The 13,554-nt window shown below is 62.9% G+C and carries 11 protein-coding genes and 3 pseudogenes; 4 read left to right on the top strand and 10 right to left on the bottom strand.

What is annotated here, in order from left to right; genetic code table 11:
- Positions 1-25: 25 nt before the first annotated feature.
- A pseudogene (locus HHAL_RS06560) lies at positions 26-1,184 on the bottom strand (IS3 family transposase).
- A 172-nt stretch (positions 1,185-1,356) separates the two neighbouring features.
- On the bottom strand, positions 1,357-2,673 hold the full coding sequence (locus tag HHAL_RS13020; RefSeq protein WP_187147847.1) for a WD40 repeat domain-containing protein: 1,317 nt from the start codon (positions 2,671-2,673) through the stop codon (positions 1,357-1,359).
- 405 nt (positions 2,674-3,078) lie between these two features.
- On the opposite strand from HHAL_RS13020, the pseudogene HHAL_RS13735 reads away from it, so the two are divergent.
- Positions 3,079-3,807 (top strand): annotated as a pseudogene (locus HHAL_RS13735) (IS256 family transposase); the annotation flags it as partial.
- Between the two features lie 39 nt (positions 3,808-3,846).
- On the opposite strand, the gene HHAL_RS06545 reads toward HHAL_RS13735, so the two are convergent.
- A protein-coding gene (locus HHAL_RS06545) for an IS3 family transposase (RefSeq protein WP_144446176.1) occupies positions 3,847-5,003 on the bottom strand; the annotation gives its coding sequence in 2 pieces (ribosomal slippage) (positions 3,847-4,751 and positions 4,751-5,003; 1,158 coding nt in all).
- 79 nt (positions 5,004-5,082) lie between these two features.
- On the opposite strand from HHAL_RS06545, the pseudogene HHAL_RS13730 reads away from it, so the two are divergent.
- Positions 5,083-5,867, top strand: a pseudogene (locus tag HHAL_RS13730) (IS30 family transposase); the annotation flags it as partial.
- 6 nt (positions 5,868-5,873) lie between these two features.
- Here the strand turns inward: HHAL_RS13730 and HHAL_RS12610 are convergent.
- The 4 genes from HHAL_RS12610 to HHAL_RS06520 all read right to left on the bottom strand — a co-directional run bounded on the left by HHAL_RS12610 (position 5,874) and on the right by HHAL_RS06520 (position 8,250).
- Entirely contained in the window at positions 5,874-6,206 is a 333-nt protein-coding gene (locus HHAL_RS12610; protein ID WP_081432182.1) for a DUF2779 domain-containing protein, read from the bottom strand.
- 12 nt (positions 6,207-6,218) lie between these two features.
- Positions 6,219-6,803 (bottom strand): hypothetical protein, encoded by a 585-nt coding sequence (locus HHAL_RS12605; RefSeq protein WP_049751490.1) that lies wholly within the window; start codon positions 6,801-6,803, stop codon positions 6,219-6,221.
- Positions 6,804-6,837: 34 nt separating this feature from the next.
- Positions 6,838-7,101 (bottom strand): hypothetical protein, encoded by a 264-nt coding sequence (locus HHAL_RS06525; RefSeq protein WP_041595081.1) that lies wholly within the window; start codon positions 7,099-7,101, stop codon positions 6,838-6,840.
- Between the two features lie 147 nt (positions 7,102-7,248).
- Positions 7,249-8,250, bottom strand: a complete 1,002-nt coding sequence (locus tag HHAL_RS06520) for a helix-turn-helix transcriptional regulator (protein WP_011814080.1) — start codon at positions 8,248-8,250, stop codon at positions 7,249-7,251.
- 183 nt (positions 8,251-8,433) lie between these two features.
- Here HHAL_RS06520 and HHAL_RS06515 point away from each other — a divergent pair, with 183 nt between their 5' ends.
- A complete protein-coding gene (locus HHAL_RS06515; RefSeq protein WP_011814079.1) occupies positions 8,434-9,675 on the top strand; it encodes a ComEA family DNA-binding protein in 1,242 nt (413 codons plus the stop codon).
- Positions 9,676-10,140: 465 nt separating this feature from the next.
- Here HHAL_RS06515 and HHAL_RS06510 read toward each other — a convergent pair whose 3' ends face one another.
- The 3 genes from HHAL_RS06510 to umuD all read right to left on the bottom strand — a co-directional run bounded on the left by HHAL_RS06510 (position 10,141) and on the right by umuD (position 12,663).
- Positions 10,141-10,869 (bottom strand): hypothetical protein, encoded by a 729-nt coding sequence (locus tag HHAL_RS06510; protein WP_011814077.1) that lies wholly within the window; start codon positions 10,867-10,869, stop codon positions 10,141-10,143.
- Positions 10,870-10,963: 94 nt separating this feature from the next.
- The gene (gene umuC, locus HHAL_RS06505; protein ID WP_011814076.1) at positions 10,964-12,235 is read right to left on the bottom strand and encodes a translesion error-prone DNA polymerase V subunit UmuC; all 1,272 of its coding nucleotides are present in this window, start codon (positions 12,233-12,235) and stop codon (positions 10,964-10,966) included.
- A complete protein-coding gene (gene umuD, locus HHAL_RS06500; protein WP_011814075.1) occupies positions 12,235-12,663 on the bottom strand; it encodes a translesion error-prone DNA polymerase V autoproteolytic subunit in 429 nt (142 codons plus the stop codon). The genes umuC and umuD overlap by 1 nt, the downstream gene beginning before the upstream one ends.
- Positions 12,664-12,962: 299 nt before the next feature.
- On the opposite strand from umuD, the gene HHAL_RS13010 reads away from it, so the two are divergent.
- Positions 12,963-13,547 (top strand): porin family protein, encoded by a 585-nt coding sequence (locus HHAL_RS13010; RefSeq protein WP_011814074.1) that lies wholly within the window; start codon positions 12,963-12,965, stop codon positions 13,545-13,547.
- Positions 13,548-13,554: the final 7 nt, after the last annotated feature.

The following is a 13,554-nucleotide window of genomic DNA, read 5'->3' as shown; positions in this document are numbered from 1 at the left end:
TTACCCAGCGAACGTGGACACGGTGTTAGCTATTAAGCCGGGCCTCGTAGTCGTCCGGGGATAGGTACCCGAGCGTGCTATGAAGACGCCGGCGATTGTAGTAGCCCTCAATGTATTCGAAGACGGCCTCACGCATCGAGGCCCGCGTGGGGAATTTCTCGCCATGCAGGGCCTCGACCTTCAGGGAACGGAAAAAGCTCTCGTTGCAGGCATTGTCGTAGCAGCTGCCCTTCGCGCTCATGCTGCTGATCAGCCCGTAGTCGCTGATGAGCCTGCGGTACGCACGGGAGCAGTACTGGCTGCCACGATCCGTATGGACGATGACACCCGTAGGGTAGCCTCGCCGTTCCAGGGCCATCTGAAGCGCCTCACAGGCCAGTTCAGCGCTCATCTGCTCGCGCATATGGCCCAACCGATCACTTTGCGGCCACAAAGATCCAGGACGACCGCGAGATAGAGCCATCCTTCGCCGGTCGCCAAATACGTGATGTCGCCAGTCCATTTCTGGTTCCGCTGCTCGGCTTCAAAGTGCTGGGCCAAGTGGTTTGGCGCGACCGGCAGGCTGTGAGCCGAGTTCGTCGTCACCTTAAACCGGCGTGACGTGCGTGCCCGGAGGCCCTGACGGCGCATGCTCCGGGCCACGGTTTTGCGATTGGCCGACACGCCTTGCCCGTCCAGCTCTCGCGTCAGTCGAGGCGCTCCAGAGCGTTGCCTGGAGTCTTCGAAGGCCTCTTGCACCTGCCCATCAAAGGCCTGCTGGCGTTCTTCCCGTGCGGCGCGGGCCGCCTTGTTCCGGCACCATGCGTAGAAGCCGCTGCGAGCGACGCCAAGGACGCGGCACATCGCCTGGATCCGGTGCTCGTGACGCTGCTGATCGATGAACGCGTACTTCACTTCTGGTTTTTCGCGAAGTACGCCGCGGCCTTTTTTGTGATCGACAGCTCCTCATTCGCTTCCGAGAGCTGACGCTTGAGCCGGGCATTCTCCTCGGCCAACTCCCGCTCTCGCTGCGAGCGGTCCGCTTCGTTCCGGGCCTTGGTGCGCCACTGGTAGATCTGCGGCGGTTGGAGCCCCAGCTGCTGGGCCGCCTCGCTGACGCCGACGCGCTCGGCCAACGCCAGCGCCTCGTCTCGATAGGCCGGGCTGTAGCGTGTGCGCTTGGATTTCGTCTTGGTCTTGCTCATCTGAATAGCTTGCCTCGTCATGGATCACCTCGTCGAATGGTAGCTATTGAGGTGTCCACGGTTGGTGGGCAAGACCAGTTTCCAGGCCAAACCGGTGCGCTGGACCATTACGCGATCAACGACAACCTTTATGACATGACAAAACCGACTTTTCCAGCAGCCTAGTAGTTTTTCAAGGGGGATCAATAGCTAAGATTGTCCCGCCGCTATCGCCACTATATATAGCATGTTCGGTTGGCACGACAGCCCGCACGTGGTCTTCATGTTCTGCAAAGACCCACTTCTTTTCACCCGTTTTCGAATCGATTGCCCGAACTTTTCCGTCAAGGCTTCCGCCGTATACCACGTCGCCAAGTTCTTTAACGGTGTAAAACCCACCGGACTGTATGTCCTCATAAGCCCACTGCTTCTCGCCTGTATCAGCGTCAAGCGCCCTTATAGAGGTGTCGCTGCCCGCGTAAACTGCTTCCTTGGTTGCTGCAACACTCAAGAAGTTTTTGTGGGGGCTTTCTGGCCCCTCGTAGACCCATTTCTCTTCTTCTTGTTCTACGTCGAAAGCGCGTATAGTTGTATCATGACCGGCGCTAAATACAGTCCCGCCCGCTACCGCAACGCCTCTGGCTTGACGATCATGTTGTCCGATAACCTGTTTCCTTGATCCTTTTTCAGCGTCTATCTGAAGGACGCTCCCGCTTGATTTTGCAGCATATACGGAGTTGTCGGCTGCGGCAACGTCATAAAAAGATCTGTTACCGTCAAACACCCATTTCTCTTCACCTGTTCCAGAATCAATTGCGCGGACGGTGCTATCATAACCATCTTTTATGCTTGATGCACCGCCTCGGGCAGCGCTGTAGACTGTGCCCTCATAGTTTTCAACGCTGTAGATAAAGTCAAAATGCTCCTCAAAAACCCATATCTCGTCCCCACTTTTTGCGTCTATGGCGCGGACCGTCTCATCGTTGCCGCTGCTGTAAACGGTGCTATCATACGCTGCGAGGCTACGTACGACTCCATCATGCTTTTCAAATATCCATAACACATCGCTCGAGCTTAAAATTTTTTCCGAATTCAGCGTAGTTGATTCTTTCGCTGGATAACGGGTGCCACGCTCGTCGTCAACTTCAAGAACAACATGGTAAGTCGATTCCTTTTCCAGTCCCTTGATTTCATGTGGAGAGCTGACGTCTTGATCCATGCTCCCATCGTAGGTGGCGTAGTTAGCTGGATCGGTTAAAATGTCCTCGTCCTGGCCGTAAATCAGATTGTAGGTCACATCCTCAGAGTCAAGCCACTCAGCTTTAAGGCTGGATTCACTGGGTTCGAGAGTTAATTCATGTGTTACCTCCGGCGTATCACTCTCGTGCTCCGTTTCATCGTTGTCGCTCGATGAGTTACAGGCTATACACATCAGGATAAAGCACGCCCCCATAAAGATCCTTAGCGTGATTTTCTGTACACTAATCTGAGGGGTTTTGTTATCAACCATAGTGAACCTCATGCGATCACCCAGCTAGAGGGCTGATGGTTATTTGGGAGGTCTACGGGTGTGAAAAGTTATCCGAGCCTATCCTGCCGGCACCTTAGCGCAGACTATCGATGGCAAGTATAGGTCGTGCGTGAAGGGGAGGCATATTCTGCTAGTCGGGCACGTTGTCGCAGAATGGGCGCAGTATACGCGGAACTCCCTAGTCACGAAGATAACTCGAAGGTAGACACTTCGGCGATTAGTTAGCGACGGAAATCTGGTCTTGCAGTAGAGTCCCCAGGAATGCGTAAAAGCTACAGCAGGGCAGCTGTAGTGGGGTGGGCTTCAGGGAGGTGAAGGGCCACCGCCGACCCCGTTAGGATTCGGGCCAGTAAACGAAGAAACCCAATCGAATGGAGGTCCGCGATGGCTGATAACAGGTTCGCACTGCTGGAGATGGCTGAGAAGGGTGGCGACGTCGACTTTCTGCGCATGCTGGTCCATGAAATCGTCCAGCAGCTCATGGAGGCCAAGGCGGACTCGATGTGGGGGGATCAGCGCCATTAGCGCACGGACTATCGCAACGGCTACCGTAGCCGGCGCTAAGACAGACGGGTCGGCTCCATGGAGCTAAAGGTGCCGCGTCTGCGCCACGCCAACTATCTGCGCTCGTTCCTGGAGCCGCGGCGGCAATGTAGCAGGCGCTCGTCGGGGTTGTTCAGGAGGCCTATATCCAGGGGGTGTCGACCCGCTCCGTCGACGAGCTCGTCAAGGCCGTCTGCATGGAGGGGATCTCAAATTCGCAGGTCTCGCGGCTGTGCCAGTTCATCGACGAGGGGGTGGGGGCGTTCCTGAGCCGACCGAGCGAGGGGCGCTGGCCATTTCTTTTGCTCGATGCCACCTACATCAAGGTCCGCGAGCACGGCCGGGTGATCTCTAAGGCCTGCCTGATCGCGGTCGGCGTCAACACCGTAGGGCGCTGGGAGGCACTGGGCCTGTCGTTGGGGTCGAACGAGACGGAGGGGTTCTCGAAGCAGTTCCTCCGCGAGGTCATCGGTCGGGGTTTGACGGGTGCGGGGTCGAGCTGGTCATCTGTGACGCTCACCGGGGCTCAAACCCGCCGTTGAGCAGGTGCTTTCGGCGAGCTGGCAGCGCTCTGCCGGGTGGTCTTACCCAGCGAACGTGGACACGGTGTTAGCTATTAAGCCGGGCCTCGTAGTCGTCCGGGGATAGGTACCCGAGCGTGCTATGAAGACGCCGGCGATTGTAGTAGCCCTCAATGTATTCGAAGACGGCCTCACGCATCGAGGCCCGCGTGGGGAATTTCTCGCCATGCAGGGCCTCGACCTTCAGGGAACGGAAAAAGCTCTCGTTGCAGGCATTGTCGTAGCAGCTGCCCTTCGCGCTCATGCTGCTGATCAGCCCGTAGTCGCTGATGAGCCTGCGGTACGCACGGGAGCAGTACTGGCTGCCTCGATCCGTATGGACGATGACCCCCGTGGGGTAGCCTCGCCGTTCCAGGGCCATCTGAAGCGCCTCACAGGCCAGTTCAGCGCTCATCTGCTCGCGCATGGCCCAACCGATCACTTTGCGGCCACAAAGATCCAGGACGACCGCGAGATAGAGCCATCTTTCGCCGGTCGCCAAATACGTGATGTCGCCAGTCCATTTCTGGTTCCGCTGCTCCGCTTCAAAGTGCTGGGCCAAGTGGTTTGGCGCGACCGGCAGGCTGTGAGCCGAGTTCGTCGTCACCTTAAACCGGCGTGACGTGCGTGCCCGGAGGCCCTGACGGCGCATGCTCCGGGCCACGGTCTTGCGATTGGCCGACACGCCTTGCCCGTCCAGCTCTCGCGTCAGTCGAGGCGCTCCAGAGCGTTGCCTGGAGTCTTCGAAGGCCTCTTGCACCTGCCCATCAAAGGCCTGCTGGCGCTCTTCCCGTGCGGCGCGGACAGCTTTGTTCCGACACCATGCGTAGAAGCCGCTGCGAGCAACGCCAAGGACGCGGCACATCGCCTGGACCCGGTGCTCGTGACGCTGCTGATCGATGAACGCGTACTTCACTTCTGGTTTTTCGCGAAGTACGCCGCGGCCTTTTTTGTGATCGACAGCTCCTCATTCGCTTCCGAGAGCTGACGCTTGAGCCGGGCATTCTCCTCGGCCAACTCCCGCTCTCGCTGCGAGCGGTCCGCTTCGGTCCGGGCCTTGGTGCGCCACTGGTAGATCTGCGCCGGCTGGATCCCGAGTTGCTGGGCCGCCTCGCTGACGCCGACGCGCTCGGCCAACGCCAGCGCCTCGTCTCGATAGGCCTGGGTGTAGCGTGTGCGCTTGGACTTCGCCTTGGTCTTGCTCATCTGAGTAGCTTGCCTCGTCATGGATCACCTCGTCGAATGGTAGCTATTGAGGTGTCCACGGTTGGTGGGCAAGACCAGATGGCTGTATCGCTACGTCCTGGACCGGCTGTGCTACTGGCAGTGGTCTCCCGAGCAGATCGCCGGCAGACTGGCGCGTATGAACCCCGAGGATCCTGAGGCTCGCGTCAGCCACGAGACCATCTACGCGGCGATCTATGCCCATCCCAAGGGCTCGCTCAAGCAGGAGCTGATCCGGGCGCTTCGCCGCCAGAAACCGCAGCGCGGGCAACGGCGGCGCACGGCCGCGCGAGGCGGCTCGATCGCCCCGGAGCACCTGCGCATCGCCTATCGGCCTGAAGAGATCGAGCAGCGGCTGATGCCCGGCCACTGGGAGGGCGACCTGATCAAGGGCGCCTACAACCGCTCCTCGGTCGGCACGCTGGTTGAGCGCAAGACCCGCTACGTCGTACTGAGCAAGATGCACGACGGTACCGCCGAGGCCGCCCTGGAGGGCTTCCATCGGCAGATGAGGCGCCTGCCGGCAATCCTGCGTCAGAGTCTGACTACGACCGGGGCAGCGAGATGGCCTGCCATGAGCGGCTTGCCCGGCGGTTGAATCTGTCGATCTGGTTCGCCGATGCGCACGCGCCCTGGCAGCGTGGCAGCAACGAGAACACCAACGGCCTGCTGCGCCAGTACCTGCCCAAGGGCGCCGATCTCAGCGAGCCGAGCCAGACCCAACTCAATGATATTGCGCGGCTTCTCAACCAGCGGCCACGCAAGGCACTGGACTTCAGAACGCCCGAGGAGGCCATGACTGAAGAGCTTCAGGCCTTCTCGAAGACTGTTGCGCTTGATTCTTGAGATCAGCTAGTCTCGCACGACCCGTAGCAGATCCCACAGCCGGTCCTGAAGGGCGGCTAAGGGCTCAGCGAGATCCGGTAGCGCATCGGCGAGTTCGCCGAGGACCCGCCGCTCAAAGCTGGAGTAAACGACGATCGATCCGCGGTCACCGAGTGCGTTGAGCAGTGCCTCGGCAAGCGGGCGCCGGGGATCGGTATCGGCGGTAGCCAGAAAGTCCGTGTGCTCCGGGGCGACCCCGGGGGCTCGTTGGATATGGCAGGAAAACTGGAACGGCAAGGCCTGGAACGGCGAGGTTCCGGGGTAACGGGGTAAGGCCGGCTGCGCGGTCTCGAAATCCAGGAAGAAGAGAGGCTAATCCACGCCCTGAACGGCTTCACCCAGGTCGGGATCGGTCCAGGGGTGCCCCTTGGCAACGGCGTCTCGGACCCGCTTCTGAGCGCCGGTAAGCGGGTAATCGTCGGGGATGGCGTCGATGGTTGTGACACCCTGCTCGAGGAGGCCCTGGTAACGCTCGCCGGCCAGATACGGTAGCTCCTCGATCGGGTGCTCGGGCCACTCCCTGTCAGCAGAGCAGTGGTTGTAGAACGGGCAGGGGTAAGGGCTAAAGCACTGCTGCCCGATTTCGATCTGGGGTGGTGTTGTACGGGCGGCAACCTCCTGGAAGGAGACGACCTGCGTCTCGATCCACTCACGCCACTGCTCGCAGGTTCTGGTCAGCGGCTCGAACCGAAAGAACTCCTGGGGGTCGTGCGCGCCGCCCGGGTAGACGTAGTCACGGTCGATCAACAGCAGCCCGGCATCGCGTACCGGGATGCCGGCACCGGTGAGGATCCAATACTGGATCGCCACGTCGAGCTGGAAAACCTCCTTGGCACGCGTGGCGCCCTTGACCTCGACCAGGTCCCACCCGTCACCGTTTCGAACGAGCGCGTCCACTCGGGTCAGGACCTGTTCGTGCTCCAGAGCGGCTTCAAAGATCGCCGGTACGCCCCGGGTCGGCCATCAGCGCCTGTGTTTGCTCGAGGGCCTGACGCGTGTGCCGGTAATCCGCTTCGACGAGCACCCCGGATGGATAGCGCTGCTGAGCCAATTGCCCGAGTCGGTGGCCCTGGTCGAAGATCGCCTGCAACTGGGGATCAGGCGGCGTGGCTCGCCAGGGCTCGTGGACCGCATACCAGAGCCGAAGCGGGCACTGCCAGCCGGCGATGAAGCGGGATTTGGACAGGCGGGGCATGATCGCAGAGCGCTCCCCCGGTTTCTTTGGAAAGGGCCCCGGGTGGCTTCCATGCCCGGATCCGCGATCGGATCCTGCCCGGGATGATGTAATGACAACAAACGGCTGCGACATCTCATGTCGCGGTTGGCGGCCGGTTATGGTTCTTTATTCGTCGTACAAGTCGGCCGCAGCCCGAAGTTCGGCGGCGAGCTCGTCTCGCAACGCTTGCGGCTCGAGGACCTGCACCGCCTGCCCGAAGCCGAGCAGCCACCAGCGCAGTTGTGCGGTCAGGGGCACCGTGGCGCGCAGGCTCCACCAGCCGTCGTCGCAGGCTTCGATCCGTTGATCCTCGGACAGCGGCGCCTCCGTAAGATGCTCGGCCACGCCGGCGCTGATCCGCAGGTGCAGGGCGACGGGTTCGTTGGTGTCGGGCAGATCGAAGGCCCGCTGCTCGTGGATGTAGGCATCCAGGTCGAAGCCCGCCGGCGGGGCAATCGGGTCGTCGAGCAGCTCCACCGCCTCGAAGCGGTGCAGCGCCATCTGCCGGACATCGGTGTAGTCGCGCAGCGTCGCCACCACGTAGCTGACCGGATCGCGCATAACCAGCCCGAGCGGATGCATCCGGTAGCTTCGCAGCTCGCTGCCCCGGCTACGCGGGCGGTAGTGGACGTAGAGCTGCCGGCCCTCAAGGAGTCCCTGGCAGATCCGGTCGTAGACCCCCGGGTCGACGTCCGGGGCGAGTAGGGGCTGGGAACGGGTCAGGACGCGGACACGATTCGGCCAGTGGGAGAGCTGCGAGCCGCCTTGGTTGAGGACCCGCTTGGCCGCCTCGAAGTGCGGCCGCAGGGCCCGTAGCGCCTCCGGAGCCAGCAGAGCGCCGAGGTGGAGCTCGGCAAGCCGGAAGGCCAGCGCCGCCGCCGGCGAGAGACCGGGGACGTCGAGCACCGGCGCATCGGCGAGCCACGACCAGTGCTGCTCGTTGCCCACGCTTTCGCAGACCAGCGCGAATTCACTGGAGAGGGTGTTGAGATCGCGCTGGACGGTGCGCAGCGAGACCGCGTAGCCCTCGCAGCGCAACCGGTCGTGGAGTTGGCCGGCGCTGATCCCCCGCGGCTGGCGGGGGATGTGCTGGAGCATCGTCCACTGACGCAGAAGGCTGTCGGTCATCGCTCGGTCCGTGTGCGATCGAGGTATTTCTACGGCACATCATGCGGGATTGAAAGAGGTCCGGGGAAGCCCGCAGTTCGGGAAGGATGGTCTCCGAATGCGACGACAGATGGTGTCGCGGGGGTGGTGTAGAAGGGCATGCCCGCCGCTATAGCGGATGACGGCACACCGGTGAGGAGCGTGATGGCCCTGTTTAATCTCGGCACGAAGGACGCTTACGGCAAGCAGCGGCGCGTCGAGCACCGCGGCAAGTACCTGCGGGCCAGTCGCACCGGCGGCGTGGCGCTGCGCGCCCAGGCCCGGGCGGCGGGCGTGGATCTTACCGCCAACACCCGGCGCGGCGTCCGGGCTTCGGTAACGCCGGCGAAGAACACCCAGGTGGCCCTGCAGAACGGACGGTTCATCCTGCGCGGTCGCTACGGGAAGGGGCCAACCAAGCTGAACCTCTCCAAGAGCGGCGCGACGGTCTCCACGCGCAATCGGCTCGGCTCGTTCAACTGGCTCAAGCCCAACCGCTCCTCGGCGAAGCCCTTCGGCGTCCAGGTCCGGGGGCAGAAGGCGGCGCAGCTGCAGCTGATCTACATGGTCGTCGCTGCCATCGTCGGGGCGGTGCAGCTGCTCTTGATGCTCATTGGCGGGCTGCTGCGCGGCGCCATCGCCCTCGGCCAGTGGGTCGGTGACAACGTGCACGCCCTGCCGCGGTGGTGGCGCAATGCCTGGCTGCGCCGACAGCGCCGGCGGATCGACGAGGCTGTCGAGCAGGCGATCAACCGCTGGGACGCGGACCGGCTCAGCGCCTCCTTCGCCCTGGCGGTGGCCGTCTGGGGGCGGGGTGAGGCGCTGCAGGACGGCCAGCGGACGTACCGACGGGTCACCGAGAAGACGGGATGGGTCGCGCTCCCGCGCTCCCCGGAGGTCTTCGCCGAGGCGGCCCAGGGACTTGAACATTGCCGCGCCGCCGTTCAGCCGAGGGAGGATGCGCACCGGATCCTGATCGCGCTGCTCGCCGAAGTGGCGGCCGAGAAACTGGAGGGGTCCCGGCGGGCGGCACTGCTCTTTGAGGCCGATGACCTGGCCCTGATCCAGGGCCCACGGACGGTGCTCCAGGAGCAGATGCTGGAGATCTTCGCTGATCACGCCCAGCTACAGATCGAGCCGGCCCGGCCGGTGGATGAGGCCTCGAAGCCATCCTCAGCGCGGTCGGCTCGTGGTGCACCGGGGGCGGGGCAGGGCGACGAGCCGACGGGGCGCATCGACCTCAACACGGCCTCCATCGAAGAACTCCAGGCGATCCCCCACATCGGCCCGGAGCGCGCCGAGGCGATCGTCGCCCTGAGACCGATCCGGCGGATCGAGCAGCTTGAGGAAGTCGACGGGATCGGCACGAGCCGCCTGGCGGAGATCGTCGATCAGGTGAAGGTGTGAGTGGGCGCGGGAGGAGCGTGCCGCGGCGGTAGAACTGAGATCCCCTTTCCACAAAACCTGTGGAAAACCGTGTGGAGAACGTCGACCGAAGCCTTGCCATGAGGGCATTCGAGGTCGACTGGATAACCAGTAGCCAGTGCTAAAGCAACGGCAAATCAGCAACCTATCGTTACCCTTCCATCCGTCAGTGGGTTACGAGGCGTTTGCTGGGAGCTTGTGCAGAAACGAGCGGTCAATGACTACCGCGACCGGCAATGTCAACCCCGGGCGGCCCTGCTGTTTTCGCCGAGAACGACCCGAGGGTGTCGGCTGAGCATGCCATCACCGTTCGCCATAGGTGGAGCGGGGCGATGGATGCGTTCTCGCGCACCAGGAGGAGCCCAGCCAGGGCACCCACCTTTGGGCGTGTGCCTAGCGGGCTGCTGTGCATAACGCCATCCGTGGGCACTAACGCTCACCCCCGCCTCACGGACCCAGAACACTCAATAGGTGATCGACGCCTGGCGCGTCCAGTCGGTCAAAGGGAACCTTTATCGCGCCGCCCTGGTACCAGTCTCCCCCGAAGCGATCCACCAGATGCTTGCGCTGTTCGCGAGCGACGTACTCCGTCACGTACAGATGCTCCGTTGAATAGCATACGGCCCGAAACAGCGTCCTTGTTCCGCGGGTAAAGATCAGCTCACTGGCGCCCGGGCGGTACTGTGGCCAGCCTTGGCACAGCCGTTCGACCTTCGGTCGGTTGTGCTCCGCAAAGCGGGCAATGATCGCCTCGGTAGTGGCTGCGGCGTGCTCCCTTGGGGCGCTCGCCTTCGGATTCCGGATAACGCCGGTCCGCTCCTCCTCCGGTGCATTTGCCAGAACCTCATCGAGCGCTAGGACGTAGGCGACGCTCTGAGTCAGTTCCCCCGGGACGTCATCCTGCCAGCACACCAGGAGATCGACGGTCAGATCTGGATGTGCGGTTAGGTCCCGGAGCATCCCGCTGCTGTGAAGCTTGAATTCGATACTGATGCGCTCCCATTCGTCGTCACGGAGCCAATAGCCGAGCGCGTCCAGATGCTTGGAATGGGCATACCCCATTGAATGCGGGCAGATCTCAAAGGAGTCGATCGCGAGTTCGAAGGGCAGGTAGGGGCGTAACTGCCCGAGCAGCAGATAAACCCCCGTTTCTGCATTCGGCGGGTAGACAAGCATGAGCGCCTCCTTGGCAGTAACCCGTAAGGGGACACGTACCACGGCAAACGCTCGCAGGGGTAGTGGGGCGGCACTCCACTGGGCACATCGCGACTCACCCCACCACCGGCAGATCCGTCCACCGCGTCGTGTAGGCCGGGGAGAGGTAGTCGCGGCGCATTCGCCATTCGGCACGCCCCCGGCGTTGGACGCCGTAGGTCACGGCAGCGCGGCCGTGGCGACGGTTGATGGCATCGACCGCTTGCATCAGGTCCGCCGATCGAGCCCGCGCCGCGTCGTCGGCGAAGAGATCACCGGAGATCCCGGGAGCCTGGAGTTCCCCGAGCATCACGCCGGCCTTGATGTAGGCGTGGCCGGGGCGCCAGAGCTCCTCGGCGATCCGAAGGGCAACGGCCAACAGGTCGCGAGTGTCGTCCGTTGCAATCGTCAGCCGCCGCGTCGCCGTGGGCATGTGCTGCGGCTCCGCGGTCCGGTGCGGGTCGGTGCGAAGAAAGACGGAGAGGGCGGCGGCGTGCTGTCCGGTCTCGCGCAGGCGCTCCGCGGCGCGCACCGCGTAATCCGCGACGGCCTCGCGAAGCGCCGGCTCGTCACGAACCGGCGTGCCGAAAGTACGCGAGCAGACGATCTGCTGCCGGGGTGCCGGTTCGCTTTCAAGATCGTGGCAGGCGCAGCCCCGCAGCTCCTCCGCCGTCCGTGCGAGGGTCACGGGGAAGTGCTGACGGATCCGCCTCGGCGATAAGTTGGCGAGATCCTCGGCGGTGTGAACGCCGAGCTCAGCCAGGCGATCGGCGAGCCGTTGGCCGACACCCCAGACCGCGTTCACCGGGGTGGCCCGCAGCGCCCGGGCCCGCGCTGCCGGATCGCGCAGGCAGGCGACGCCGTGGCGTTCGGGATCCTGCTTCGCGGCATGGTTGGCGAGCTTGGCCAACGTCTTGGTCGGGCCGATGCCGACGCATACCGGCAACCCGACATCGCCCCGGATGCGGGCGCGGACCTCCTGGCCGAAGCGTTCGGTGTCGGTCAGTGTGTCGAGCCCGGTGAGATCCAGGAACGCCTCATCGATCGAGTAGATCTCCACCGCGGGGGCGAGTGCCTCGAGGGTGCGCATGACCCGCGATGACAGATCCGCGTACAGGGCGTAGTTCGACGAGAACACCGCCGCGCCCGCGGCCCGCAGGCAGTCGCGGACACGGAAGTACGGCTCACCCATGGGCACGCCCAGCGCTTTGGCCTCCGCGGAGCGGGCGACGATGCAGCCGTCATTATTGGACAGCACCACCACCGGTCGCCCCACGAGATCCGGCCGAAAGAGCCGCTCGGCGCTCGCATAGAAGCTGTTCACGTCGACCAGCGCGTAGACCGGCATCAGCGCAGGGCGTGGATGACGAACGTAACCACCCCGAAGATCTCAAGCATCTCCGGCTCGGCAATATCGATCGGCGGGAAGGCGTCGTTCTCGGCGACCAGGCGCAGCGTCGGCCGGAGCTCCAGCCGTTTGACCGTAAGCTCGCCCTGCCAGGCGGCGATGACGATGTCCCGGTGCCGAGCCTCGAGGGCGCGATCCACCACCAGGACGTCGCCGGGGTGGATGCCGACGCCAAGCATCGACTCGCCGGCGGCGCGGACGAAGTAGGTCGCGGCCGGGTGCTCGATGCAGAGCTCGTTGAGATCGAGGGCCCGGTCGACGTAGTCCTGAGCCGGGGAGGGGAAGCCGGCGGCAACGCGCTCCAGAAAGAGCGGGCGGCGCAGCGCGGCAGGCTCCCTGGCGCAGGTCTGCAGGTGGGTCACGGTCATGACGGGTGCGGTTCCACGGACACAGGGCTGTAACTTTATTCAGCTTTATGCGGTGTCGTCAAACCTAGGACGACCAAGTTGTTGCGAGGCTACGCGCCTGGGGTGGACGCTTGTTCCCAAGGCCGGAAGTCTACGAGTGACTGGACGGAGCGCGTGCTCTGTAGAAAGACTGGGTCACTACGGGGCCACACCGTGGCCGGAGCCAGACGGGACAGGCACATCCCTTTTGAATTCACATCATCTTTCGGGTTCAATGCTAACCGGGCTGACATTGCCGCTATCGAGGGGAGTGAGAGAGCATGGATCGAACAAGGACTGTGACGCTCGTAGGCATCTCTGCGCTGTGTCTCTCCGGGGCTGTGATGGCACAAGCGCCAACTGCGGGGGATAGTTATGCGGGGGGCCAAATAGCATCTGCCACTTATGGCGAGGATGACGTCCCGCAACTTGGCATCACTGTTGATGGTGATGCCGACCTTACAGGGTTAGTAGGGCGTGTCGGAACGTATGTGAGTGAATACGTATCGGTAGAGGGCCGCGCCGGATTTGGCATTGGCGATGATTCGGTAACGGTGTCGGAAGGTGCTACCTCTGTAGATGTGGACGTTGAGCTTGATTACCTCTTCGGTGGTTATGTCCGTGGTCACCTCCCTGTTGGGGACGCCCTAGCACTGTATGGGATCGTGGGCTTAACGGGCGGGCAGATGACTGCGGAGGCAAACGGATTCAGCTACAGCCAATCTGATACCGGAGCTTCATTCGGAGCCGGTGTAGATATTCATGTTGGTGATGCCGCTAGCGCGAACTTCGAGTACATGCAGTACCTCGATGAGGCAGGTTACGAGATTGATGCGCTAAGTGCTGGTCTGGTTGGACGTTTCTGACTGGTAG

The organism is Halorhodospira halophila SL1 (assembly GCF_000015585.1).
GTDB classification, from domain to species: domain Bacteria; phylum Pseudomonadota; class Gammaproteobacteria; order Nitrococcales; family Halorhodospiraceae; genus Halorhodospira; species Halorhodospira halophila.
The sequence above is the reverse complement of the archived record's forward strand: the minus strand, read 5'-3'. Positions and strand labels throughout refer to the sequence as shown.

Bases quoted from the DNA above. Each gene is read 5' to 3' on its own strand.
- HHAL_RS06510 (WP_011814077.1), bottom strand. From the start codon at position 10,869: ATGCTTGTCTACCCGCCGAATGCAGAAACGGGGGTTTATCTGCTGCTC.
- umuC (WP_011814076.1), bottom strand. From the start codon at position 12,235: ATGCCGGTCTACGCGCTGGTCGACGTGAACAGCTTCTATGCGAGCGCC.
- umuD (WP_011814075.1), bottom strand. From the start codon at position 12,663: ATGACCGTGACCCACCTGCAGACCTGCGCCAGGGAGCCTGCCGCGCTG.
- HHAL_RS13010 (WP_011814074.1), top strand. From the start codon at position 12,963: ATGGATCGAACAAGGACTGTGACGCTCGTAGGCATCTCTGCGCTGTGT.
- HHAL_RS13020 (WP_187147847.1), bottom strand. From the start codon at position 2,673: ATGGTTGATAACAAAACCCCTCAGATTAGTGTACAGAAAATCACGCTA.
- HHAL_RS06525 (WP_041595081.1), bottom strand. From the start codon at position 7,101: ATGCCCCGCCTGTCCAAATCCCGCTTCATCGCCGGCTGGCAGTGCCCG.
- HHAL_RS06515 (WP_011814079.1), top strand. From the start codon at position 8,434: ATGGCCCTGTTTAATCTCGGCACGAAGGACGCTTACGGCAAGCAGCGG.
- HHAL_RS06520 (WP_011814080.1), bottom strand. From the start codon at position 8,250: ATGACCGACAGCCTTCTGCGTCAGTGGACGATGCTCCAGCACATCCCC.